This window comes from Aquabacterium sp. (assembly GCF_048860245.1).
Lineage (GTDB): Bacteria > Pseudomonadota > Gammaproteobacteria > Burkholderiales > Burkholderiaceae_C > Aquabacterium.
Genome location: NZ_JBLIZW010000085.1, coordinates 1 through 21,477 on the forward strand (window position 1 = coordinate 1; position 21,477 = coordinate 21,477).

General features: G+C 61.5%; 13 protein-coding genes and 2 tRNA genes. 13 read left to right on the top strand and 2 right to left on the bottom strand.

Translation table 11 applies throughout. From position 1 onward, the window contains the following. The 3 genes from typA to dusA form a co-directional block, all read left to right on the top strand. Positions 1 to 1,772 (top strand): translational GTPase TypA (gene typA, locus ACMV18_RS09780; RefSeq protein ID WP_420817680.1); only part of this gene is annotated, 1,772 nt, incomplete at its 5' end. Between the two features lie 67 nt (positions 1,773 to 1,839). Continuing rightward, positions 1,840 to 2,964 carry an enoyl-CoA hydratase/isomerase family protein gene (locus tag ACMV18_RS09785; RefSeq protein WP_420817681.1) on the top strand — a complete coding sequence of 375 codons (1,125 nt, stop codon included), beginning with the start codon at positions 1,840 to 1,842 and terminating at the stop codon, positions 2,962 to 2,964. 50 nt (positions 2,965 to 3,014) lie between these two features. Then, positions 3,015 to 4,076 (top strand): tRNA dihydrouridine(20/20a) synthase DusA, encoded by a 1,062-nt coding sequence (gene dusA, locus ACMV18_RS09790; RefSeq protein ID WP_420817682.1) that lies wholly within the window; start codon positions 3,015 to 3,017, stop codon positions 4,074 to 4,076. A 75-nt stretch (positions 4,077 to 4,151) separates the two neighbouring features. Here the strand turns inward: dusA and efp are convergent, their stop codons facing one another. Both efp and earP read right to left on the bottom strand, forming a co-directional pair. Beyond that, positions 4,152 to 4,706: an elongation factor P gene (gene efp, locus ACMV18_RS09795; RefSeq protein ID WP_420817683.1), complete on the bottom strand. Its 555-nt coding sequence runs from the start codon at positions 4,704 to 4,706 to the stop codon at positions 4,152 to 4,154. A 108-nt stretch (positions 4,707 to 4,814) separates the two neighbouring features. Beyond that, positions 4,815 to 5,972: an elongation factor P maturation arginine rhamnosyltransferase EarP gene (gene earP / locus ACMV18_RS09800; RefSeq protein ID WP_420817684.1), complete on the bottom strand. Its 1,158-nt coding sequence runs from the start codon at positions 5,970 to 5,972 to the stop codon at positions 4,815 to 4,817. Between the two features lie 55 nt (positions 5,973 to 6,027). On the opposite strand from earP, the gene uvrC reads away from it, so the two are divergent. From uvrC to recD, 10 genes are all read left to right on the top strand, one after another. Continuing rightward, on the top strand, positions 6,028 to 8,097 hold the full coding sequence (gene uvrC, locus ACMV18_RS09805; RefSeq protein ID WP_420817685.1) for an excinuclease ABC subunit UvrC: 2,070 nt from the start codon (positions 6,028 to 6,030) through the stop codon (positions 8,095 to 8,097). 10 nt (positions 8,098 to 8,107) lie between these two features. Beyond that, positions 8,108 to 8,641, top strand: a complete 534-nt coding sequence (locus ACMV18_RS09810; RefSeq protein ID WP_420817686.1) for a hypothetical protein — start codon at positions 8,108 to 8,110, stop codon at positions 8,639 to 8,641. 30 nt (positions 8,642 to 8,671) lie between these two features. Next, entirely contained in the window at positions 8,672 to 9,238 is a 567-nt protein-coding gene (pgsA, locus tag ACMV18_RS09815) for a CDP-diacylglycerol--glycerol-3-phosphate 3-phosphatidyltransferase (RefSeq protein WP_420817687.1), read from the top strand. 190 nt (positions 9,239 to 9,428) lie between these two features. Further along, a complete protein-coding gene (locus ACMV18_RS09820) occupies positions 9,429 to 9,701 on the top strand; it encodes an HU family DNA-binding protein (RefSeq protein ID WP_374258460.1) in 273 nt (90 codons plus the stop codon). 23 nt (positions 9,702 to 9,724) lie between these two features. Next, positions 9,725 to 9,800, top strand: a tRNA-Val gene (locus ACMV18_RS09825). Positions 9,801 to 10,094: 294 nt separating this feature from the next. Next, positions 10,095 to 12,032, top strand: coding sequence for a peptidylprolyl isomerase (locus ACMV18_RS09830; RefSeq protein ID WP_420817688.1), 1,938 nt, complete (start codon positions 10,095 to 10,097; stop codon positions 12,030 to 12,032). Between the two features lie 39 nt (positions 12,033 to 12,071). Beyond that, positions 12,072 to 12,147: transfer RNA gene (locus ACMV18_RS09835), tRNA-His, on the top strand. 188 nt (positions 12,148 to 12,335) lie between these two features. Further along, the gene (gene recC, locus ACMV18_RS09840) at positions 12,336 to 15,794 is read left to right on the top strand and encodes an exodeoxyribonuclease V subunit gamma (protein ID WP_420817689.1); all 3,459 of its coding nucleotides are present in this window, start codon (positions 12,336 to 12,338) and stop codon (positions 15,792 to 15,794) included. Further along, positions 15,791 to 19,483, top strand: a complete 3,693-nt coding sequence (gene recB / locus ACMV18_RS09845) for an exodeoxyribonuclease V subunit beta (RefSeq protein WP_420817690.1) — start codon at positions 15,791 to 15,793, stop codon at positions 19,481 to 19,483. The genes recC and recB overlap by 4 nt, the downstream gene beginning before the upstream one ends. Next, the gene (gene recD / locus ACMV18_RS09850) at positions 19,480 to 21,477 is read left to right on the top strand and encodes an exodeoxyribonuclease V subunit alpha (RefSeq protein WP_420817691.1); all 1,998 of its coding nucleotides are present in this window, start codon (positions 19,480 to 19,482) and stop codon (positions 21,475 to 21,477) included. Before recB ends, recD begins: the two co-directional genes overlap by 4 nt.

The following is a 21,477-nucleotide window of genomic DNA, read 5'->3' on the forward strand; positions in this document are numbered from 1 at the left end:
CGACCATGGTTGACCAATTGCTGCGCCAGTCTGGCACCTTCGCCGAACACGAGAAGGTGGTCGACACCGTGATGGACAACCACGCCATCGAACGTGAGCGTGGCATCACCATCTTGGCCAAGAACTGTGCCGTGTCTTGGAAAGACACTCACATCAACATCCTCGACACACCGGGCCACGCGGACTTCGGCGGTGAAGTGGAACGTGCGCTGTCCATGGTTGACGGTGTGGTGCTGCTGATCGACGCGCAAGAAGGCCCGATGCCTCAAACGCGTTTTGTGACCAAGAAGGCGCTGGCCTTGGGCTTGAAGCCCATCGTGGTGGTCAACAAGGTGGACAAGCCCGGTGCGAACCCTGACAAGGTGGTGAACGCCGCGTTTGACTTGTTCGACAAGCTGGGGGCGACCGACGAACAGTTGGACTTCCCCGTGGTGTATGCCTCCGGCATCAATGGCTGGTCTTCGAAGGTCGAGGGCGAGCCCGGCGGCAAGTGGGGCGAAGACATGTCTGCCCTGTTCGACACCATTCTGGAACACGTGCCGGCAGTCAAGGGTGATGCCACTGCACCGCTGCAGCTGCAGATCTCGGCGCTGGACTATTCCACGTTCGTGGGTCGTATCGGCGTTGGCCGCATCACCCAAGGTACCTTGAAGCCCGGTCAACAAGTGGCTGTGATGGCTGGCCCTGATGGCAAGGCCTACACCGGCAAGATCAACCAGGTTCACACCTTCCAGGGCCTGGACCGTGTGCAAGCGACCGAAGCCGGTCCTTCCGAAATCGTGTTGATCAGCGGTATCGAAAACATCGGTATTGGCGAAACCGTGACCGACCCAGCCAATCCCCAGCCTCTGCCGATGCTGAAGATTGACGAACCCACGCTGACCATGAACTTCTGCGTGAACACCTCGCCGCTGGCAGGTCGTGAAGGCAAGTTTGTGACCAGCCGCCAGATTTGGGATCGCCTGCAAAAGGAACTGCGCTCCAACGTGGCCTTGCGCGTCAAGGAAACCGATGAAGACGGCGTCTTTGAAGTGTGCGGCCGTGGCGAATTGCACCTGACCATCTTGCTGGAAGAAATGCGCCGCGAAGGTTACGAGCTGGCTGTTTCGAAGCCGCGCGTGATGTTCAAGGAGATCAATGGCGTCAAGTGCGAGCCCATGGAATTGGTGACCGCTGACGTGGAAGAAGAGCACCAAGGCGGCGTGATGCAAGCTCTGGGCTTGCGCAAGGGCGACATGATCAACATGGAGCTGGATGGTCATGGTCGCGTGCGTTTGGAATACCGCATTCCGGCTCGTGGCCTGATCGGTTTCAGCAACGAATTCATGAACCTGACCCGTGGTTCCGGCCTGATTTCGTCGATCTTCGACGGCTACGAGCCGCACAAGGGCGACATCGGCGGTCGCAAGAACGGCGTGCTGATCTCCATGGACGACGGTGAAATCTTCACCTACGCCCTGGGCAAGCTGGACGACCGCGGTCGCATGTTCGTCAAGCCGAACGACCCTGTGTACGAAGGCATGATCGTGGGTATCCACAGTCGTGAAAACGACTTGGTGGTCAACGCCACGCGCACGAAGCAGTTGACCAACTTCCGCGTGTCCGGCAAGGAAGACGCAGTCAAGATCACACCGCCGATCGAACTGACGCTCGAATACGGTGTGGACTTCATCGATGACGATGAACTGGTTGAAATCACGCCTAAGTCGATCCGTGTGCGCAAGCGCCACCTGAAGGAACACGATCGCAAGCGCGCTGCGCGCGAATCCTGATCCACGGTGACGGATTGATGTAAAAAGGCCGCGTGTGACAACGCGGCCTTTTTTTGTTGTGAGGGACATGATGCAAGGTGTGATCCTGACCGAGATCGTCGGCGGGCTGGGGGTGATCACCCTCAATCGGCCCAAGGCGCTGAACGCCTTGTCGCTTGAGATGGTTCGAGAGTTGACCGTGGTCTTGCGGGGCTGGGCACAAGACAGTCGCGTGCTGGGCGTGCTCATCCATGGGGCAGGGCGGCCTGCGGAGGCCGGCAAGCATCCGTCGACCCATTTCTGCGCGGGGGGCGACATCCGTTTCATGTACGACGCAGGCATGCGGGGTGACCCGGCGGTGGAAGACTTTTTCACCGAAGAGTACGCGCTGGATCACCTCATCCATGTCTACCCCAAACCAACTGTGGCCTGGATGGATGGCGTGACCATGGGCGGCGGCATGGGGCTGGCCCAAGGCTGCCAACTGCGCGTGGCCACCGAGTCCTTGCGGATGGCCATGCCGGAGACCCGCATTGGTCTGTTTCCTGACGTCGGCGGCGGGTACTTTTTGTCGCGCTGCACGGGGTCGGTTGGCGAATATCTCGGTGTCGTGGGCCCGAACCTCCATGTGACGGACGCTTTGACCTTGGGGCTCGCCGACGTCCATGCACACAGTCATGCCTTGTCATCGATGCTGGACGACTTGCGCCATCAACCCGCCCACAGCGCGGAGGCGCTGATCGCGCGTGTGCGTGCTCACATGGAGGCCAATGCATTGGCTGCGTTGCCAGATGCGACCGTGACGGCGCATCTCGATCAGATCAACCAACATTTCAGCCAGCACACTCTGCAGGACATCTGGCGATCATTGTTGGCCGATGCGTCGCCATGGGCCGCACAAGTGCGTGCCCAGATGGCGGGCCATTCACCGCTGATGATGGGCGTGACACTGGAGCAAATCCGTCGTGCCCGCTGCATGCCGCTGGCAGAGGTTTTCAGGATGGAGCGCACGATGGTGCGGCATTGTTTCCAGTTGCGCACCGGCGCAGCCAGTGAAACGGTGGAAGGCGTGCGGGCCCTGGTGGTTGACAAGGACCATGCACCCAAGTGGCAGCCGGCTTTGATCGAAGCCGTGACGCCCGAAATGGTCGAAGCCTTCTTCGATCAGGTTTGGCCCACCTATGCCCACCCGTTGAGAGACTTGGTCGATTAAAGTAGCGGCCTCGCCGAGGCGAGCCCAATCATTTTTGTTGTGTGACACCGATGGATACCCAATTGAGTCCGTGGCGCGCCTGCGTGGCCCCCATGCTGGACTGGACAGACCCTCACTGTCGTTTCTTTCACCGGCTGCTGAGCCCCCATGCGCGTCTCTATACCGAGATGTTGACCACGGGTGCCCTGGTGCATGGCAACATGACCCGCTTCCTGGACTACAACCCGGAAGAGCATCCTGTGGCCTTGCAACTGGGGGGCAGTGAGCCATCCGATCTGGCGCACTGCGCCAAGCTGGCTCAGAAGTGGGGCTATGACGAGGTCAACCTCAACTGTGGATGCCCGAGCGAGCGTGTGCAGCGGGGGGCCTTTGGCGCGTGTCTGATGAACGAGGCCACATTGGTGGCCGATTGTGTGAAGGCCATGATCGACGCGGTTGGCGGCGATCCCAATGTGCCCATCACTGTCAAACATCGCATCGGCATTGATCAGATCGAAAGCTACGACTTCGTGCGCGACTTCGTGGGCACGATTGCGCAAGCAGGCTGTGAAGTGTTCATCGTGCACGCCCGCAATGCCTGGCTCAAGGGCTTGAGTCCGAAGGAAAACCGCGAGATTCCGCCCCTGCGCTACGAGTTCGTGCACCAACTCAAACGCGACTTTCCGCATTTGACGATCGTGCTCAACGGCGGTTTGGCAGATAACGCGTCTTGCGTGGCGCAACTGGAGCCCGATGCGGTGCTGCCCGGTGTGGCACTGGATGGCGTGATGGTGGGGCGAGCGGCCTATCACACACCCTGGATGCTCTCGGATTGGGATGAACTGCTGTTTGGCCAGCCTGCGCGGGAAGTGCCACTGACCCGCGAGGCGGTGGAAGAGGCCATGGTGGCTTACACCGAGTATCAGATGCGCCGCACGGCTGGCTGGGCGCATGGCGAGGTGCGCTGGCCACAGGTCATTCGCCACATTCTGGGTTTGTACAACGGCTTGCCGGGCGCCCGTCGCTGGCGGCAGGTGTGGTCGGATCACAAGCTCAAGGACATGTTGCCGTCGGATGTGATGAAGATCGCGCACGAGCGTCCGCCACGCAGGGATGAGTCTGTGTCAGCTTGACCTTGCTGAACGACTCAACAGGTAAAGAAAAAGCACCCCGCGGGGTGCTTTTTGCTGAGCGAGGTCTGAACAGAATCAGACGCGCTTCTTGTACTCGTGGGTGCGGGTGTCGATTTCGATCTTGTCGCCGTTTTCCACGAACAGGGGCACGGAGATTTCGAAGCCGGTGCCGACCAGGCGAGCAGGCTTCATCACCTTACCGGAGGTGTCACCCTTCACGGCGGGTTCGGTTTCGATTTCGCGCACGACGATGGTGGGCAATTCAACGGAGATGGCCTTGCCGTCGTAGAACACCACGGCGACTTCCATGCCGTCTTGCAGGTAGCTGACAGCGTCGCCCATGTTTTCGGCTTCGACTTCGAACTGGTTGTATTCGGTGTCCATGAAGACGTACATCGGATCGGCGAAGTAGGAGTAGGTGCACTCCTTCTTGTCCAGAATGATCTGGTCCATCTTGTCGTCAGCCTTGAAGACCACTTCGGCGCCAGAGCCGTTCAGCAGGTTCTTCATCTTCATGCGAACGGTGGCAGCGCCACGACCGCCACGGCTGTATTCGGTCTTCAGGACGACCATCGGGTCCTTACCCTGCATGATCACGTTGCCAGCGCGGATTTCTTGAGCGATTTTCATGGTGGATTCCCGATACGGGCCTATGCAAAAACTGGGATTTGTTCTTCCGGCACCTTGGGAATGTCTGCGCCAATACCGCGCATCCAGCCAGAAGCAAAGCTCACCATTTTACCCTGAGCAAGTGACGAAATCGATCAATTGCGTCACGAGATCGGTTTGAGCGGTCAGAGTTTCGTGGCTGGCAGCGCTGAAAGCGCGCCACAGCGCCGTGTCGGATGCGAAATCGGGAAGCTTGTCGGGCAAGGGCGCCAGACCGTTCCAGCCCATCCACCAAGCGGCCACCTCCTGCCGCAGTTGATCGGGCCACGTGGCCATCCACCGGTCCATGAAGGCGCGCAACTTGTCAGCATGCACGCCATCGTCCTGTTCGTAGATTTGCCAGACATGGGGGCGGGCTGCCCACAACGCGCGCACGGCGGAATCCTCTCCACGCACCAGATTCAGGTCGCATGACCACAGCATGCGATCAAAGTCGGCGTGGCTGAGCAAGGGCAGGGCATGCAGGTGCAGCATGGGCAGTGCCTGCAGATGTTGCTCGACCCAGGCCTGGGCCAGGCGTGTGGCGTGCCCGGCTGTCAGCAAGACGTGAACGGGTCGCAGGGTGCCGCGCGCCTGGGCCAGCAACTGGTCTAGCAAGGCGTTGACCGGGGCGGAGGGGTAGCAGAACAGCGACACCAGCAAGGCATTGGGCTGAGGCTGAATGCCGAAGCGGGCGAGCCACGCACCTTGAGCTGCAGCGTCAAACGCTGCGTGTGCGTCGGGCAGATCCGATTCGCGCAACAACCCGCCCGTTGCGGGTGTGAAGCCAGGATAGAAGAAGTGCTTGCGCAAGCCGGCGCCAGGACCCGACCATACGGGGGACATCAGCTTGTGGCTGCGCTCGACGTAGTCTTCGGCGCTCAGGTATTCCAGATTGATCCATGCAGGGGGCACGGCGCGCTGCATCCGAGCCACAAAGGCGTCGGGTGGGTTGCAGCCAAAGGCCTCCACCACAACCTCGCCAGCAGCAAAGCCGGGATCACGGGTCAGCACGGCGTCGCAATCATCCCAGCGCACCACCTCGATGCCGGGCATGCGCCCGGTCTGCACGCCCCAGTTCGGGTGGCGCTCCCAGCACAAGGCCGGGGCCATCCAGGTCAGCGCGCTGGCATCATCCATCCACAGGCGGACCCGATGCCCTCGTTGCGCGAGGTTGCAGGCCAGGCGCCAGCAGACACCCACATCTCCAAAGTTGTCGATGACTCGACAGAACACGTCCCAAAGCATGGGCGGATTATGGCGGCGCGGGCAGCACCGTCGGCGCTCAGTCACAATTCAGCCTATGAGCGAGACCCGTCCAGATCACGATCCTGAAACCGCGCCCACCTTGCCCGATCGCGAGGCGGTTTGGGCCCGCCTGCTGCAAGAAGTGGCCAGTCTGCCTGCCTTGCCGGGTGTCTATCGGTACTTTGATGCGCAGGGGCAGGTGCTCTACGTGGGCAAGGCGCGCGACCTGAAGCGGCGCGTGTCCAGCTATTTCCATCGCAATCATGGCGGGACGCGCATTGGTCACATGGTGACCAAGATTCACCGCATGGAAACCACGGTGGTGCGCAGTGAGGCCGAAGCCTTGCTGCTCGAAAACAATCTCATCAAGACGCTGAACCCTCGGTTCAACATCCTGTTTCGCGATGACAAGAGCTACCCGTATTTGAAGATCGCTTCGCACGAGTTTCCGCGCATGGCGTATTACCGGGGGGCGGTGGATCGCAAGCACCGTTACTTCGGGCCGTTCCCGAATGCCTGGGCCGTCAAAGAAACCATCCAGTTGCTGCAGAAGGTCTTTCAGATTCGCACCTGCGAGGATTCGGTCTACAACCACCGCACGCGGCCCTGTCTGCTGTTTCAGATCAAGCGGTGCAGCGGCCCTTGCGTGGGGCTGATCAGCGAAGAAGCGTACCGAGGCGACGTGGCGCAGGCTGAGCGCTTTTTGCTGGGCGAACCTGAGGCCGTGATGGCCGACCTGCAGGCGCGCATGATGGCGTACGCCGAGCGGCTGGAGTACGAGAAGGCGGCCGAGATCCGCAACCAGATCTCGGCCTTGTCGACGGTGCTGCATCAGCAGTCGGTGGACACGGTGATGGACAAGGACGTGGATGTGCTGGCCGTGAAGGTGAGCGGCGGTCGCGCGTGCGTGAACTTGGCCATGGTGCGCGGTGGGCGACACTTGGGCGACAGGGCGCATTTCCCGGTCCATGTGCAGGATCATGTTTTGGCGCCGGATGATGCCGAGACCCCCGAGACGGCTCAGCCTCCAGCGGCCCTGAGCGCAGAAGAGATGACCCACGCGACCGAAGTGCGCGTGCTGGAGGCGTTCTTGGCCCAGCATTATTTGGGCGGCAGCGTGCCGGCGTTGTTGATCCTGAGTCATGCGGTGAGTCCGGATCTGATTCAGGCGCTGGGGGATCAGGCGGGACGCAAGATCACCGTGGTGCATCAGCCGCGCGAGCAGCGTCGGGTCTGGTTGGAAATGGCCATCAAGGGTGCCGATTTGTCGCTCGCCCGTTTGCTGAGCGAGGAAGGGTCTCAACAGGCCAGAACGCGTGCCTTGGTCGATGCCTTGGCGCTCGACCTGGACCTGGATGCGCGTGAGGCGGGACTGGAGTCCAATGCGTCGTCTGATGGCGAATGCAGTGATGCGGCAGAGGTCGCTGTGGATGCAGCCAACAAGGCGCCAACCGTTCGCCACGACCCGTTGGCTGGCTTGCGCATCGAATGCTTTGACATCAGCCACACAGCCGGGGAAGCGACCCAGGCATCGTGCGTGGTGTACGAAGGGCACAAGATGCAGCCTTCGCAATACCGTCGCTACAACATCAACGGCATCACGCCGGGTGATGACTATGCGGCCATGAAGCAGGCCTTGGAGCGGCGTTACAGCGCGACAGGCCTGAAAGCCGCGCGCCTGCCGGATATCGTGCTGATTGATGGAGGCAAGGGGCAAGTGGCCATGGCCCGCGAGGTGTTCACGGCGCTGGGCTTACCTTTGTCCAGCATCGTGGGCGTGGAAAAAGGTGAAGGCCGCAAGGTAGGGCTGGAGGAGTTGGTGTTTGCCGATGGCCGGCCCAAGATGCAATTGCCCCCAAGCTCGGCGGCGCTGATGCTGGTGGCGCAAATTCGGGACGAAGCTCACCGCTTTGCCATCACGGGGATGCGAGCCAAGCGTGCCAGCGTGCGCACGAGTGGCAGCCGCCTGGAGGACATTCCCGGGGTGGGGCCCAAGCGGCGCGCCAAATTGCTTCAACGATTTGGCGGGGTCAGAGGGGTGGCGCAAGCCAGTGTGGATGAGTTGGCCAGCGTTGAGGGCATCTCCCATGATCTGGCCGAAGAAATTTACCGTGCCTTGCGATAACAATAGGCGCATGACACGCAAAGCCAATCTTCCTGCCTGGTTGCTGGGCGCCGCCACGAGCGTCACGTTGTTCTTGTCCGGGTGTGGTGTCCTGCCCGGCATGGAGAAGTCTGACGACAAAAGTCCTCCGGCGGGCAAGTCGGGGCCTGCACCGACCACCTCGTCAGGCAAGGCGGGTGTGTCTGGTGGCGTGAAATTGCCGCCACCCGAGACGCCCAGAACGTGGGCAGATGCGCGGCAGCAGGCGGCTCGTCGTATGCTCGCCGCCAATCCGGATATGACTTACATGACGAAGACGCCGGACATCTTGCTGGCGATCCCGGTCATGACCATCGAGCTCAATGGCGACGGGAGCATCCGGGACATCTCGGTGATGCGCTATCCCAGCCAGGCGCGGGACACCGTGAACCTCGCTATTCAGGCCATCCGGCGCGCAGCCCCCTTCGGTAACGTCTCGCATCTGCCCAAGCCTTGGAAGTTCAATGAGACTTTCTTGTTCAACGATGACAGAAAGTTCAAACCCATGACGCTTGACAAGCGTTAACGCAGTGCAACTTCACGGCACAATGGCGACATGTTTCTGACTCTGCCCACATTGCTCACCTGGGCGCGGATCGTTGCGATTCCGCTGATCGTGGGTGTCTTCTATCTGCATTGGCCCATTGCTGAAGTCAACTTGACTGCCAGCTTGTTGTTCATCGTGGTCGCGTTGACCGATTGGCTGGATGGTTGGCTGGCTCGGCGTCTTAATCAAACGTCTTCGTTTGGCGCCTTCCTTGATCCGGTGGCGGACAAGTTCTTGGTCAGTGCTTCGCTGTTGGTGCTGCTGGAGTTGGGGCGGGTGACCGCGCTGATTGCGCTCATCATCATCGGCCGCGAAATTGCGATTTCGGCTTTGCGTGAGTGGATGGCGCAAATCGGTGCGTCGCGCAGCGTGGCAGTCCACATGCTTGGCAAGTTGAAGACGGCCGCTCAAATGGCTGCAATTGTTTTGCTGCTGTTCGATGGCAAGCTGTTTGGTGTGATCGACTGTCACCTGTGGGGGACGTGGTTGATCTACGTGGCCTGCGCGTTGACCATCTGGTCCATGGCCTACTACCTTCAGAAGTCGCTGCCTGATATTCGTGCCAAGGCCCGCTGAGGGACTTGGCGGGTCTGGTCGCGTTTTGATGGCTGTCAAGACGCGGATCTACGCTGACCTGAATCAGAAGGTGGCACGAAGATTCCCCCTAGAATCCAAGACGCTGCCCCTCATTGGCGTTGGGGTGGTTTGTTGTTGCTTGGCGTCTGTCGCTCGGTGATGCGGGCATTCGCCTCTGAGGGGAGTCGTAGTGAACAAGTCCGAGTTGATTGAGCACATTGCTCTGCAAGCTGATATTTCCAAAGCCGCCGCTGCTCGTGCGTTAGAGGCAGTGATTGGCGGTGTGACCGCGTCCTTGAAAAAAGGTGACAGCGTCTCGTTGTTGGGGTTTGGCACCTTTGCGGTGAGCACACGTCCTGCACGTGTTGGCCGCAACCCACGCACAGGCGAGGAAATCAAGATCAAGAAGGCCAAGGTGCCGAAGTTCCGGCCAGGCAAGGCATTGAAGGATGCGGTGAACTGATATACTCCCGCTTCTTGATTGATGGGTGCTTAGCTCAGTTGGTAGAGCGGCGCCCTTACAAGGCGTAGGTCGGGGGTTCGAGCCCCTCAGCACCCACCACCATCAATCGCAAATTGAAAGCACCCCGGTTTCCGCGGTGCTTTTTTTGTTTGTGCGCGGCAGCTGTCATGGGGCCAACGTCGCGGCAGAGGGGCACCTGCACTCGGTGTTTGTTGCAGGAAGACTGACCCCATCCATGCATTAACATTGCTGATCCCTATTTGTCGCGATGGCTGACGGTCCTCAGGTGGTCATGCAAGGCGAACTTCGGTTCGCCTTTGTGTTGTCTGCAGAAGACTCGGACGTCGCGACTGATCAATGCCAAGCAGGTCGGTTTCCAGCCGGCCAACAGTCATGTTTGATTTCGTTCGCAAACACACTCGCATTCTCCAGCTCATCCTGATCTTGCTGATCTTGCCGTCATTCGTGGTGTTCGGCATTCAGGGCTATTCAAAGTTCGGTGATGACACGGGTACGGTTGCCAAGGTTGGCAAGCAGAAGGTGACGCAGCAGGAGTGGGATGCCGCTCATCGCAATGTGGTGGAGCGTGCGCGTGCGCAGCAGCCAGATTTGGACATCAGCCTGCTGGACAAGCCTGAGTTGAAGCTGCAGTCGCTGGATGCCTTGGTTCGTGAATACGTGCTGACGGCGGCCTCTCGCGATCAGCGTTTGGCAGCACCAACGGCGCGCGTGCAACGCTTTTTTGTGTCTGATCCCAAATACGCGGCATTGCGCAACCCCGACGGTTCGCTGAACAAGGCCTTGATCGAGGCTCGCGGCATGACGCCTGTCCAGCTCGAATCGATGTTGCGTGAAGAGATCACCGTGAACCAAGTGCTCAATGGCGTTCTGGTGAGTGCTCAATCTTCAAGCCTGGCGAATCGTCAGGCCGTGGATGCGCTGTTTCAGGTGCGTGATGTTCAGTGGTTGAAGTTCGAACCCAAAACTTACGCGGCCAAGCTGGAACCCACCGCAGAGCAACTGCAGGCCTACTACAAGGACCCGGCCAATCAGGCTTGGTTGAAGACGCCTGAAAAGGCCGACGTGCAGTACGTTGTGTTGGACATTGAGGCGCTCAAGCAGCGTGTTTCTGTGTCGGAAGACGATCTGCGCCGCTCGTATGAAGAGAACAAGGCTCGCTTCACCACGCCTGAAGAGCGCCGCGCCAGCCATATCTTGATCAAGGCCGAGAAGAGTGCGACGGCTGACGAGAAGAAGGCGGCACGTGCCAAGGCCGAGCAACTGTTGGCGCAACTGAAGAAGAATCCAGCGGCTTTTGCCGAGCTGGCCCGAAAGAACTCGGATGACCCCGGTTCTGCCGCAAACGGTGGTGATCTGGACTTCTTCGGCCGCGGCGCCATGGTCAAGTCATTTGAGGATGCGGCCTTCTCGATGAAGACCGGTCAGATCAGTGATTTGGTGGAAAGTGAGTTTGGCTTCCACATCATTCAACTGACCGCGGTTCGCGGTGGCTCGGCTCAACCTTTCGAAGCGGTGCGTGCACAGCTGGAAGAGGATGCACGCAAGCAGTTGGCGCAGCGCCAATATGCCGAAGCGGCAGAGAAGTTCACCAATGCGGTGTATGAGCAATCTGACAGCTTGAAGCCTGTGGCAGATGAACTGAAGCTCACCGTTCAATCAATGAACGACGTGCTGCATCAGCCTGGGGCCAAGGATCAAGGTGCTTTGTCGAATGTCCGTCTGCTGAATGCGTTGTTTGATGAGAACAACCGCGGCAAGGGTCGTAATACCGAGGCAGTTGAAATTGCGCCGAACCGTTTGGTGTCGGCTCGCATCGTGAAGTACAGCGCTGCAGCCGTGATGCCTTTTGATCAAGCGCGTAGCGTGTTGCGTGACAACTGGGTCAAGGCTGAAGCTTTGAAGGCTGCTCGTGCAGATGCTGAGCAGAAGATGGCGACTTGGAAGAAGTCGCCTGAATCGGCGCAGATGCCCGCTGCAGTGCAGATGTCTCGTCGCACGGTGATGGCACAACCGCCTGCCGTGCTGGATGCGGTCTTGCGTGTACCTGAAAAGCAATTGCCGGCCTGGACGGTGGTTGACCTGGGTGCGGAAGGTTCGGCGTTGGTCAAAGTGAACAAGATCGTGCCATTGCAGATCAGTCCTCAAGAGTTGCAGGAAACTGAGGCACAATTCGGCGGGTACTGGGCGAGGGCGGAAGCCGATGCCTATTACCGTGCACTCAAGCGTGAGTACAAGGTTCAGTTCCTCAACGAAGGCAAGAAGTTGATGGACAAGGCGAAAGAAACAACAAAATCTTCGTCGAACCAGTAAAACACTGAAAAGCACGCTATAATTTATTTCTGTTCTGCGGTGGCTGTAGCTCAGTTGGTAGAGTCCCAGATTGTGATTCTGGTTGTCGTGGGTTCGAGTCCCATCAGCCACCCCACCGCATAAGTAAACGCCGATAGGTCCTGTACCTGTCGGCGTTTTGCTTTGTGCGGCCCACTGTGGCTAGCGCGTGATGTGTTGTGCTGACCATACGACTTTGCCGTTTGAGGTTCTGTCTTTTGCTCGGCTCATCCCATGAGCCCTTGGTCGGCGATGATGCCGTTGACGTCATCTATGCACATATCCATGCGTACTGAGATTCAGTCAGGCTTGCTCGCCATCCACGGGAATCGATCAGAGCAATTGGCCGACGCCGTTCTGGCGTGGCTGCAGCGGCATCCTTTGGCGCCACTGGAGGAAGAGGTCATCCTGGTGCAAAGCGCGGGCATGGCCGAGTGGCTCAAGATGACGCTGGCGCAAGCCGGGGGCGTGTGTGCCGCCATGCGTGTGGAGTTGCCTGCCCGTTTTCTGTGGCGCACGTATCGGCAGGTGTTGGGGCGTGATGCGGTGCCATCGCAGTGCGCCACCGACAAGGCGCCGATGACCTGGCGCCTCATGAGCTTGTTGCCCAGTCTGATTCAGCAAGAGGGCTTTGAGCCGGTGGCAGGCTTTCTGGTGGGCGACGAGCCTGATCGCCTCTTTCAGCTGGCATCTCGTCTGGCGGATTTGTTCGACCAGTACCAGGTGTATCGGCCGGATTGGCTGGACGCGTGGGCGCAGGGGGAAGATGTCTTGCTCAACCCGGGGCGTCCTTCGGTGCCCTTGGCGGGCGATCAGCGCTGGCAGCCCATGCTGTGGCGGGCCATTGTGGCCACGCTGTCGCCGCAAGAGATGGCGAGCATCCGTCCCAAAGTGCATCAGCAGGTGTTGCAGGCCTTGAGCGCCGGGGGCGCCACGGTGTCGCCGGTGGCCCGGCGCGTGGTGGTGTTTGGCATGACCAGCATCCCACTGACCACCTTGCAGTTGCTGGCGGCCTTGGGCGAACGCAGTCAGGTGCTGATGGCCGTGCCCAATCCCTGCCGTTATCACTGGGCCGACATCATGGATGGCCGGGAGCTGCTGCGTGGCATTGCCCGTCGTCGTCATGGCTGGAAAAACGGGGTGAACCTGGCGGCCTTGCCGCTGGACCACATGCATGCGCATGCGCACCCCTTGCTGGCATCGTGGGGGCGGCAAAGCCGCGACTTTGTGCGCCAGCTCGATGAGTTTGACGATGTGCAGGTTGCCCAAGCCCGGTTTGCGTTGCCGCGTGTGGACCTGTTTGACGAGGGCGAACAAGACGAAGGACCTTTGCTGACACAGGTGCAGCAGCGCATCCGCGATCTGGTGCCGATGAACGAGCATGCGCCGGTATATGTGTCGGATGCGGATCGCTCCATCGTGTTCCATGTGGCGCACAGTCTGCTGCGTGAGGTGGAGGTGTTGCACGATCAGCTATTGCAGTTGTTTGCGAATACGGCGGGCCGTGTGGACGCCGTGCAGCCACGGGATGTGGTGGTCATGGTGCCTGACATCGATCAGGCGGCGCCGGCGATCCGGGCAGTGTTTGGGCAATACGGGCGGCACGATCCCCGGTTCATCCCGTTTGACATTGCCGACTTGAGCGCACGCGCCAGCAGCCCCCTGGTGGTGGCGCTGGAGTGGTTGCTACGCTTGCCGACGCAGCGTTGTCGCTTCAGCGAGTTGCGTGATCTGCTGGATGTGCCAGCCATTGCCGCGCACTTCGGTGTCAGCGAGGATGCATTGCCCCGCTTGACGCAATGGATGGCGGGGGCGGGCATTCGCTGGGGGCTGGACGAGACGCACCGTGCGCACCTGGGACTGGCGGCATGCGGGGCACAGAACACGAGCTGGTTCGGCCTGCATCGCATGCTCCTGGGTTACGCCGCAGGGGCGGGGCAGTTTGAGGGCATGGAGGCGTATGACGAGATTGGCGGGCTGGAAGCCGAGCTGGTCGGGTCGTTGGCCAGCCTGTTGAGCCGCTTGTCTCGTTGGAACGAGGTGCTGTCGGCGCCGGCCACGCCCACGGTCTGGGCCGAGCGGGGTCGCGCGTTGCTCGCCGACATGGTGTCCCCGCAGGATGATGCCGATCGTTTGATTCTGTCGGCGCTGGATGACGCCTTGCGGGTGTGGTTGGATGCGTGCGGGCAGGCGGGTTTTGATGAGCCGGTGCCCTTGCCCGTGGCCCGAGAGGCATGGCTGTCGGCACTGAATGAGCCCACGGTCAACAAGCGGTTCAAGGCGGGGGGCGTGACCTTCTGTACCTTGATGCCGATGCGGGCGATTCCGTTTGAGGTGGTGTGCCTGCTGGGCATGAACGATGGCGATTACCCGCGCCGTGCCACCCGCACGGATTTTGACTTGATGATGCAGGCTGGCACCAATCGGCCGGGTGACCGTTCGCGTAGAGACGACGACCGTCAGTTGATGCTGGAGGCTTTGTTGTCCGCCCGCCGTGTGCTGTATGTGAGCTGGACAGGGCGCAGTGTGCGCGACAACAGCGAGCAGCCGCCTTCGGTGCTGGTGTCTCAGTTGCGGGACTATTTGGCTTCGGGTTGGGGGGAGGGCGTGGTGGCCAACCGCACCACTGAGCATCCGTTGCAGCCTTTCAGTCGCCGCTATTTCGAGCAGGGTTCGCCGCTGATCACGCACGCCCGTGAGTGGCGTGCGGCGCATGGCGGCGATGAGGGGAGCGAAACCGCTGCAGCGGTGCCGGCCTTGCCTGCATATGAGCCCGATCCGCATGTGCCCTTGGCGCTGGGGCAGTTGGCGCAGTTCATGCGGCATCCGGTGCAGGTGTTTTTCCGGCAACGGCTCAATGTGGTGTTTGATGCGCCCGAGGCCGAACCAGAGGACGAAGAGTCCTTTGGCGTGGCGGGGTTGGAGGAACACCAGTTGGTCGCTCAGTTGACCGACGAGGTGCTGGCCGACCTGACGAATGCGGACGCTAACGAAGACCTGGTGGCGCAACTGGACGAACGCTTGGCTCGCCTGGCGCGCGCAGGTCGTTTGCCGATGGGCGCATTGGGGGTGTGGACGCGGCAAGCGCTGGCACAGACCGTGTTGCCTCTGTTGCGGGCCTGGCGCCAGCAGTTGGCAGCGTACCCATACCGCACGCAGCGACGGTTGGTGCAGTTGGCTGGCCACGGCCTGGTGGTGCAGGACTGGCTGGACCAATTGCGATGCGCCAATGAGGGCGATGCCAACGCCGTGTGGCTGGAACTGTCGGCCAGCAAGCTCACCAAGGGCAAGGCGACCAAGAAGGGCCCGCCACCACCGCGCTTGGACAAGCTGAGACTGGCGTGGCTGCGCATGATCGCAGCGGTGAACAGTCAAGTGCCGGTGCATGGCATTTTGGTGGGCAGCGATGCCACGCTGGTGTGCGAGCCGATGTCTACCGATCATGCTGGTGAGGCACTGGATGTGATCCTGCGCTTGTGGCGCGAGGGCATGAATGCACCTTTACCCTTGCCCATGCGCACTGCGGTGGCGTGTGTGCTGGAAGAGGATGCCGAGGCCGTGTACGAAGGTGGGTTCAGGGTGCAAGCGGACGCGGCGGATGCGTGCTGGGCCCGTGTTTTTCCTGACTTTGAAGCGCTGGTCGCCGATGAACGCTTTGAAAGCCTGGCGCATGACCTGTGGGGCCGTGTGAACGCTTGGGCCAAGAACCATGTGACCGTGATCTTGCACGAGGAGGCCGCATGAGCCAGGCCCTGCATCCTTTGCGCTTTCCCTTGTGGGGCAGCCGACTGATTGAAGCCAGCGCGGGCACGGGCAAGACCTGGACCATCGCGGCCCTGTATGTGCGTCTGGTGCTGGGGCATGGTGGTGCGGACGGCTTCAGCCGCCCGCTGTTGCCCGCCGACATTTTGGTGATGACGTTTACCCGCGCGGCCACACGAGAGTTGTCGGACCGCATTCGTGCACGGTTGATCGAGGCAGCACGATGCTTCCGCGGTGAGCCGCAAGACGGGGGGTATGACCCCATGTTGCAGGACTTGCTGGCGTCGTATCCCGATGAGGCCGAAAGGAGTCAGGCGGCCTGGCGCTTGTCGCTGGCGGCCGAGGGCATGGACGAGGCGTCGGTCCACACCATCGACGCCTGGTGTCAGCGCATGCTGCGTGAGCACGCCTTTGACAGTGGTTGCCTGTTTGAAGAAACGCTGGAGCCCGATGCGCAAACCCTGTTGGTCGAAGCCGCGCAGGATTACTGGCGTCAGCACTGCTACCCCTTGAGCGAGGCGCAACTGACCGAGGTGCTGAAAATCTGGTCGGGGGTGGATGAGCTGGTGAGCGATGTGTTTCGCCTGCACGAGCAGGTGGTGGGCGAGGACATTGGTGGCGGGCCGTTGAGTGAACTGGTCGCCAAACAACAGGCCTTGCGCGCCCGGCATCTGGCCGACTTGAAGGAAGGTTGGGCCGCGAGGGCCGATGCCATGCTTCTGTGGCTGGATGGGCAAACGGCGCCCAAGTCCTGCGATTGGGATCGACGCAAGCTGTCGGCCAACAACTATCGCGGCTGGCTGGCGACCTTGCGCGCCTGGGCCGAGCAAGCGGATCTGGACGTGCTGGATCTGACGGAGGCGGCTTGTCATCGCCTGACCCCCGAAGGCCTGATGGAGGCGTTCAAGGGCGACCTCAGCAGCCTTCGTCTGCCCGACGATTTTGACGCGTTTGAGCGCTTGCTGGCTGACCTGGGCAACTTGCCCAAGATCAGTGTGCCGGTGCGGCTGCATGCGGCCGCATGTGTGGGGCGACGGTTGGCGCAACTCAAGCAGCAGGCAGGGACCTTTGGCTTTGCCGACATGCTGCATCGGCTGGATGCCGCCTTGTCCGGCCCCCACGGACACCGTTTGCGCGAGCGTGTGCTGGCGCAATACCCGGTGGCTTTGCTGGACGAGTTTCAAGACACGTCACCGCTGCAGTACCGCATCTTTGATCAGATCTACCGCACGGCAACGAACGATGCCGAAAGTGCGCTGCTGTTGATTGGTGACCCTAAGCAGTCGATCTATGGCTTTCGTGGGGCTGATATCCACAGCTACATGGCCGCGCGGCAGGCGACCGAAGGTCGACACTATGTGCTGGACACCAACTTCCGATCGACGAATGCCTTGGTGGCTGCGGTGAACGCCTGGTTTGTGCAGGCCGAGCAGCGCGAGGGGGCTGGTGCCTTTTTGTTCCGTGAACCGGGGCAGGCCAGCAGCGTGTTGCCGTTTGAGCCCGTGAAGGCCAAGGGGCGCACTGAGGTGTTGGCCCACGCCGAGGGCGTGTTGCCGGCCATCACCGTGGTGCATGCGCTGCACACCGTGCAGTCGGCCAAGAACTGGTTGCGACCCTATGCCGCGATGTGTGCCGAGCAGATCGTGCAATGGTTGAACGATGAAACCTTGGGCTTTGTCGAGCAGGGCGTCATGCAGCGCCGGCTGAGGCCAGCCGACATCGCGGTACTGGTTCGTGACCGCAACGAGGCGGAGGCCGTGCGTCGGCAACTGACCCGTCGTGGCGTGGCGTCGGTGTACCTGTCGGACAAGGACTCGGTGTTCTGGAGCGACGAGGCGCAGGATTTGCTGTTCTGGCTGCGTGCCGTGGCGTCGCCGATGGACGTTCGCCTGGCCCGCGCAGCCTTGGCCACGCGCATGGTGGGTTTGAGCCTGGACGAGTTGGGCTGGCTGGCGGCCAACGATGAGGCCTTTGACGCCCGCAGCGAAACCCTGCGTGAACTGCACGCGGTCTGGCAAAACCAGGGTGTGTTGACGATGTTGCGCCACACCCTGCACAAGCTGGATTTGCCCGCCCGCTGGCTGGCCGAGACGGGCGGCGAGCGCAAGTTGACCAATTACCTGCATCTGGCCGAGCTGCTGCAAAACGCCAGCACGCAACTGGAGGGTGAGCAAGCGTTGGTACGGTGGTTGGTGGCTCAGATGGAAGAGGGGGGCGCCAGCGGCGAAGAGCAAGTGGTGCGCCTGGAAAGCGATGCCGATCTGGTCAAGGTGGTGACCGTGCACAAGAGCAAGGGGCTGGAGTACCCGGTGGTGTGCTTGCCCTTTGCGTCGAGTTACAAACCGATTGACCCAGCTCGTACCTCGTTTGTGAACCTGCTGGATGAGCAGGGCACACGCCGCCTGGTCTTGGACCTGTCGGACCCGGCGGTGCGGGCGCAGGCCGATCAAGATCGGCTCCGAGAAGATTTGCGCCTGTTCTATGTGGCGTTGACCCGTGCCCGTCACCTCATGTGGCTGGGCATGCCGGCGATCGGCAAGTCTGGCGCGGAGGTGTGCAGCAATCACCTGAGTGCGTCGGGCTACCTGTTGGGGGGCGCAGAGCAGGTGGCGCCCGCCGCCATGTTGGCAAGGCTGGAGGCACTGGCCCAAGCGCATGCACAGATCGTGCTGCAGGCCCTGCCGAGCGAGATCGGGCAGACGACGCTGACGCGCCACGACGAAGCGTTGCCACTGGTGGCGCCCAGCGTGTACGCCGCCGCCTTTGATCGTCGCTGGACCATTGCCAGTTTCTCGGCGCTGGTGCGTGCCTTGGGGCAGTTGCAGGCGTCGCCCGCAGCGGTGGGCACCGTGCGCCCTGCGGACGACGAGTGGCCTGCGGCGGAGGGGGACGAAGGCCTCGTGGCGAGGCCCGAAGCGGCAGACGTCGTGGAGGCGTCGGCGCAGCCGCCCGCTTGGCATCGTTTCACCAAGGGCGCGGTGGCCGGTAATTTCTTGCATGACCAGTTGGAGTGGCTGTCGGGCGAGCGTTTTGACCTGTCTCGCCCTGATACGCAGGAGCGCTTGCGCCGGCAGTGCGAGCGCGCGGGTCGGCTGGATCAGTTTGATGACGTCCTGAGCTGGTTGCAGCAGGTTGCGAGCACGCCATTAGGCGGTGTGGGCACGAGCCTGCAGGCGCTGAGCCATGTGTTGCCCGAGATGGAGTTCTGGCTGCCTGCCCAGCGTTTGAGTGCGCAGGTGATCGATGCCTTGTGTCAAACGCATCTTTTGCAGGGGCGTACACGCCCCGCCTTGCCCGAGCGTGAATTGCACGGCATGTTGATGGGCTTTGCCGACCTGGTGTTCGAGCACGAGGGCCGGTATTGGGTGCTGGATTACAAGTCCAACCACCTGGGGGACCGTGGTGCGGCCTATACCCACGCTGCAATGGAAGAGGCCATGGCCGCGCACCGCTACGAAGTGCAGGCGGCCATCTACATGCTGGCGCTACACCGCCTGCTGCGTGTGCGGTTGGGCGATGCTTACGAGCCCGAGCAGCACTTGGGCGGTGCCGTGTATGTGTTTTTGCGCGGCATTGACGGTCCAGAGCGTGGCAGCTATGTCATGCCGCCGGTCTGGCCCTTGCTGGACGCGCTGGATGATTTGCTCAGCACGGAAGAGGAACAAGCATGAGCGCGGTTTGTGACACCCTGGACCAATGGGCAGACAAGGGCTGGTTGCGCCGACTCGATGCTGCGCTGGCCCGTTTCAGCCTGACCTTGTGCCCGCACGCCTCACCTGCATTGCTGGTGGCCTCGGCCGTGCTGTCTCAAATGGAAGGGCGCGGCCATACCTGTTTGCCTGTGAAGCAACTGGTGGGGGCACCTCATACCTTGCTCATGGCGACCGACGACTTCGCGGACGAGTTGTCTCAGCTGTGGGCCACCTTGCCGCCCAGTGTGGAAGCGTGGGTGGCGGCGCTCACTGCGTCCACGATCGTGCGTGGGGCCGACCAGGCGGATGCTGGGCAGCCTTTGGTGCTTGGGGGCAGTCCGGACGATCCCTTGCTTTATTTGCGCCGCTACTGGTTGTATGAGCGACGTGTCGCAGCCCAACTCCGGCAGCGGGTGGGGGGGCGCCTGCCGGTGGACGAAGCCAAGGCGCAGTCTCTGCTGGACCTGTTGTTCCCGCGGGGCGATGCGCCGCCTGCCGACGATGCCGAAACGGATTGGCAAAAGCTGGCCTGTGCGGTGGCCTTGCGTGCGCAACTGACCGTGATCACCGGGGGGCCGGGCACGGGCAAGACGTACACGGCTGCTCGTTTGTTGGCCTTGCTGTTTGCCGTGGGATCCGAGGCCGGGCCGCTGCGTGTGGCTTTGGCTGCGCCCACTGGCAAGGCCGCCGCCCGGCTCAAGCAGTCGATTGATGCCTCATTGGAAGACCTGCAGCGGGCCTTGGGTGACCAGATTCAGCTGGACGCCCTCATTCAGCGCATGGGTGCCGCCCGAACCCTGCATGCCTTGTTGGGGGCTCGGCCCGACACGCGGCGCTTCCGCCACGATGCCTCGCACCCACTGGATGTGGATGTGCTGATCGTGGACGAAGCCTCGATGATTCACCTGGAGATGATGGCGGCCTTGCTGGATGCCTTGTCACCGCAGGCGCGCATCATCTTTCTGGGTGACAAGGACCAGTTGGCCTCGGTTGAAGCGGGGGCGGTGCTGGGTGATTTGTGCCGGGATGCGCGCGATGGCCGCTACAGCCCCGAAACCCTGGCCTATGCGCGCCGCGTCGCCGGTCAGGAGTTGGAACTGATCTACCAGGACCACAGCGGGGACGCACCGCTGTTGGCGCAGCAGACCGTGATGTTGCGCAAGAGCCGTCGTTTTGGCGGGCCGATTGGTCAATTGGCCAAGGCTGTGAACGACGGCCATGTGGCCGAGGCCACCCGTGTGCTGGTCTGGGACACCACCCGAGCTGTTCACAAAATCCAGTCTGACAGCCCGGACGCTGTCATTGAACTGGCCCTGTCAGGTCGTGACGGGGTGCCCGGCGGTTATGCCGAGTATCTGCAAGCGATGGCCGAGCGCCCCGCCGAGGGCGATGTCGACGCTCATGCGCTGTGGGTGCGGCGCGTGCTGACAGCCTTCGATCGCTTCCGCCTGTTGTGTGCGGTGCGCGAAGGCGAATGGGGTGTGGCGGGCTTGAACCGTGCGGTGCAGACCGCGCTGGTTCAGGCTGGCTTGCTGAGGGTGTCGGGCGAGTGGTTTGAGGGTCGACCGGTCATGGTCACCCGCAACGATCCGGTGCTGGGAGTGTTCAATGGTGACATCGGCATTGCCTTGCGCCCGGCACATCGTGGGGGCACGCTGCGTGCTTACTTCATGGATGGACCGGAGCTGCGCTCGGTCAGTGTCAGTCGCATGGCCCATGTGGAGACGGCGTTTGCCATGACGGTCCACAAGAGCCAGGGCTCAGAGTTCGCACACACCGTGCTGGTGCTGCCACCCTATGGGCAAGGCATGCTGCAGCGCGAATTGATTTACACCGGTATCACGCGGGCGAAAACCGCGTTCACGCTCGTGTCGGCCAACACCGAAACCTGGGCTGATGCGATTCAACGCCCCACGCGTCGTGCCAGCGGCTTGATCACCATGCTGGATGCCAGCGCCAGCATGGCGCCTTGA